Source organism: Nocardia sp. CC201C (assembly GCF_030010695.1).
Lineage (GTDB): Bacteria > Actinomycetota > Actinomycetes > Mycobacteriales > Mycobacteriaceae > Nocardia > Nocardia otitidiscaviarum.
Window position 1 is genome coordinate 1 of sequence record NZ_JASCXP010000574.1, and the last position, 3,483, is coordinate 3,483.

4 protein-coding genes are annotated in these 3,483 nt (G+C 70.1%); 2 read left to right on the plus strand and 2 right to left on the minus strand.

Annotation, left to right across the window (positions count from 1 at the left end):
• Positions 1-196: 196 nt before the first annotated feature.
• On the minus strand, positions 197-1,066 hold the full coding sequence (locus QK444_RS34235) for an NAD(P)H-binding protein (RefSeq protein WP_282786158.1): 870 nt from the start codon (positions 1,064-1,066) through the stop codon (positions 197-199).
• Positions 1,067-1,309: 243 nt separating this feature from the next.
• Between QK444_RS34235 and QK444_RS34240 the strand changes: the two genes are divergently transcribed.
• Complete coding sequence (locus QK444_RS34240; protein ID WP_282786159.1) at positions 1,310-2,146, plus strand: SDR family NAD(P)-dependent oxidoreductase; 837 nt, start codon at positions 1,310-1,312, stop codon at positions 2,144-2,146.
• 194 nt (positions 2,147-2,340) lie between these two features.
• On the opposite strand, the gene QK444_RS34245 is transcribed toward QK444_RS34240, so the two are convergent.
• Positions 2,341-2,898, minus strand: coding sequence for a sugar O-acetyltransferase (locus tag QK444_RS34245; protein ID WP_282786160.1), 558 nt, complete (start codon positions 2,896-2,898; stop codon positions 2,341-2,343).
• Positions 2,899-3,168: 270 nt separating this feature from the next.
• On the opposite strand from QK444_RS34245, the gene QK444_RS34250 reads away from it, so the two are divergent.
• Positions 3,169-3,483 (plus strand): GDSL-type esterase/lipase family protein (locus tag QK444_RS34250; RefSeq protein ID WP_282786161.1); only part of this gene is annotated, 315 nt, incomplete at its 3' end.

The following is a 3,483-nucleotide window of genomic DNA, read 5'->3' on the forward strand; positions in this document are numbered from 1 at the left end:
TTTCTCGCGCAGGGCGGTGAGCATGGCCGGGCGGGCGGCCAGCATGGCGTCGACGTCGGTGGGGTCGACGGTGAAGCGGGCCAGTTCCAGGACGGTCATTCGGGTCTCCTCGTGTGTTGTGTTTCGGACACAAGGTGAGAGACCGGGTGGTGGCCGGGTGTGACAGCGGCCGGGCGGTGACGGTGGTCACATGGTGTCAGTGGGAGCGGGTGCGGTGGGCGGCGTAGTCGGCGAGGGTGGTGGGCGGGTGGCCGCCGTACTGCTGGATGGCGGGGGTGATCTGGTAGAGGCCGGTGCCCTCGCCGAGCAGGCGGAAGATCTCCCAGAGTTTGGTGAGGTGGGCGGCGGCGTGCGGGCTGCCGTAGAAGTCGAGGGCCCAGCGGTGCCAGGTGTCGGGGTCGATGTCGCGGTAGCCGCGGCCGAGGGTGCGGGCGGCGTCGCCGATGGTTTGGATGTCGCCGGTGAGGAGGATGACCGGTTCGGCCTCGGCGGTGGGATCGGCGAGCAGTCCGGCGGCGACGCGGGCGACGTCGGCGGCGGCGACCAGGGGCAGGGTGGTGGTGTCGGGGCCCATGGGGAGGGTGAGCAGGTCGCCGTCGCCGGTGTCGGCGATGCGGGCGAGGTTCTCGTGGAAGACGGCGGCGCGCAGGTGGATGGCGCCGATTCCGGCCCAGTCGAGGATTTGTTCGACGACCCAGTGTTGGCGCATGCGCGGGGTGAGGGCCTGGGGTCCGGCGGCGAGTTGGGAGACGGCGACGACGCGTTCGACGCCGGTCTCGCGGGCGGCGACGGCGAAGGCGCCGGCGGCGTCGACGAAGCCGTCGATGACGGGGTAGGTGAAGTAGGCGGCGCGGATGCCGTCGAGTGCGGCGCGAACGGTCTCGAGGTCGCGCAGGTCGCCGACGCGGACGTCGGCGCCGAGGGCGCGCAGCGGGGCGGCGCGTTCGTCGTCGGTGTGGATCAGGGCGCGGACGGGGACGCCGCGGCCGAGCAGTTGTGCGGTGAGGTGCCGGCCGGTGGATCCTTGGCGTCCCCCGGCGGCACCGGTGACCAGTACCGGCTCCATCGTTCTACGGTACGACCGGGTTCGGCGGGGGTGGGAGCTTTCGGGCAATGGGCCGGTTGGGTGGCGGGTCGCGGGCGCGGTTCGGTGGCGCGCGATTGACCGATCCCGCCGCCTCGAGTACGGGCACGCTGCCCCGCTGTCGCGTTAGAGTGTTGTGGGGCAATCTTTTTCGCAATGGGGCGGCTTCGGAATGCTACCCCGGCAGGAAGACAGCGCGGCGTCGATATGGCAGGGTGGGCGGGCATGAAAACGATCCTGATCACAGGGGCTACGTCAGGGATCGGTCTGGCTGCGGCGCGGCAGCTCGGCTCCCAGGGACATCATCTGGTCCTCGTCGGCCGCAATCCCGAGAAGCTGTCGGCGACGGCCGCTTCGGTGCGGGAGTGCGGGGCGGGCGCGGTCGACACCCTCGAGTGCGATATGGGCAGTCTGGCGCAGGTGCGGCGGTTGGCGAAGACCGTGCAGGCCAACTATTCCCGGCTGGATGTGCTGGCGAACAACGCGGGCGGCTTTCACCTGCGGCGCACCGAGACCGAGGACGGTTTCGAGACCACGTTCGCGGTCAATCATCTGGCCGGTTTCCTGCTCACCGAACTGCTGATGGATCTGCTGCTGCACTCCTCCCCCGCACGGATCCTGTTCACCTCCTCGGTCATGCACTACGGCTCGCAGGTGAAGCTGGACGATCTCGGGTTGCGGCGCGGATACACCGGGGCGCGGGCGTACGGGGCGTCGAAGCTGGCGAACATCCTGTACGTGCGGGATCTGGAGCGGCGGTTGCGGGGTACGGGCGTGACCGCCAATGCCTTCCATCCGGGCGCGGTCGCCACCCATATCTGGGATGAGGCGCCGTGGTTCGTCAAGCCCGCCATGGAGTTGGTCAAGCGCGTCTTCATGATCACCCCGGAGCAGGGGGCGGAGGCGCTCACCTATCTGGCGACCGATCCGGATGTGGCGGCGGTGTCGGGGTGCTATTTCCAGCGCAATCGGGTGAAGGCGCCCTCGCGTGCCGCGCAGGACGACGCGACGGCGCGGGAGCTGTACCGGGTGTGCGCGGAGCTGGCCGGATTGGCGGAGTGAGGTTGTGACCGGCTGAGTCCCGGGTGCGTGCGCGCGTATCCGGGACCCGCCGCGTTCGGTACTGATTCCGTTCGGCACCGATTCCCCGTCCGGACGCGATTCAGCGGCTCGGGCGCGTTTCGGTGGCCCGGGCACGGTTCAGCGGCTTGGGTGCGGTTCAGCGGCTGGGAAGGTTCGGTGGCGGCGCGGCGACGTCAGAGTGTCCGGATGACGCGGCAGGGGTTGCCCGCGGCGAAGACGCGTTCGGGGATGTCGCGGGTGACGACGCTGCCCGCGCCGATCACGGTGTTCGCGCCGATGCTCACCCCCGGGCAGACGATGACGCCGCCGCCGAGCCACACATTGTCGCCGATGGTGATGGGCGCGGCGGTCTCCCAGCGTTGGCGGCGCACGTCGTGGTCGGTCATCGGGTGCAGGGCGGTGAGCAGTTGCGCGCGCGGGCCGATGGACACGTCGTCGCCGATGGTGACGGGTGCGCAGTCGAGGATGATGGCGTCGTAGTTGAGGAAGCTGTTGGCGCCGATGCGGATGAGTGAGCCGTAGTCGCATTGGAAGCGCGGCATGATCCAGGAGCCCGCGCCGATCTCGCCGAGCAGTTCCGCCAGCAGGGCGCGGCGTTGTTCGTCCTCGCCCACGCCGGTGGCGTTGTACGTGTCCAGCAGGCGCTGGCAGTGCTGGCGTTCGGCGACGAGTTCGGGGTCGTTGTCGCGGTAGAGCTCGCCGCGGAGCATGCGTTGTTTGTGATCACCCACGTCCGCCATCCTGCGGGAGGTTGCGCGATCGCGCAGAAACGCCTGGACAGGCGGGGTTGCCGGGGACGGGTTGGTCGCGGTCGGGAATTCTCGGGTAGGCCGGACGAATCGGTCCGTCCTGTGGCGCAACGACTCTCGGTGCCGGGGGTGCGCCGGAGGCGGAAGGGGTCGCGGGGCGCGCACTTGCGCTTCCGGGCGCGGACCGTCAGGCTGCGGGATTGGTCGGGATCGGGTGTCGAGGGAGTGCCCGGCCGTGAGATGAGGTGACGGATGTTCGAAGAGGCGGCCCGTAGGACCGGGGCGTGGCGTGGGAAGAACTATGTGGCGCTGGGCAGTTCGTTCGCGGCCGGACCGGGGATCGCGCCGCGTGCACCGGGGGTGTCGCGGCGGGTGGGGCGGTCGCGTGGGAACTATCCGCAGCTGGTGGCCGCGGCGGCGGGGCTGGAGTTGACCGACGCGACGTGCAGCGGGGCCACCTGTGACCATATTCTGCGGGATTCACTGTTCGGTATGCCGCCGCAGTTGACGGCCGTGCGGCCGGATACCGATCTGGTGACGGTGACCGTGGGCGGCAACGATATCGGG

What these genes read in the sequence shown, in the direction of transcription:
- QK444_RS34235 (WP_282786158.1), bottom strand. Translation starts at nt 1,066, where the DNA reads ATGGAGCCGGTACTGGTCACCGGTGCCGCCGGGGGACGCCAAGGATCC.
- QK444_RS34240 (WP_282786159.1), top strand. Translation starts at nt 1,310, where the DNA reads ATGAAAACGATCCTGATCACAGGGGCTACGTCAGGGATCGGTCTGGCT.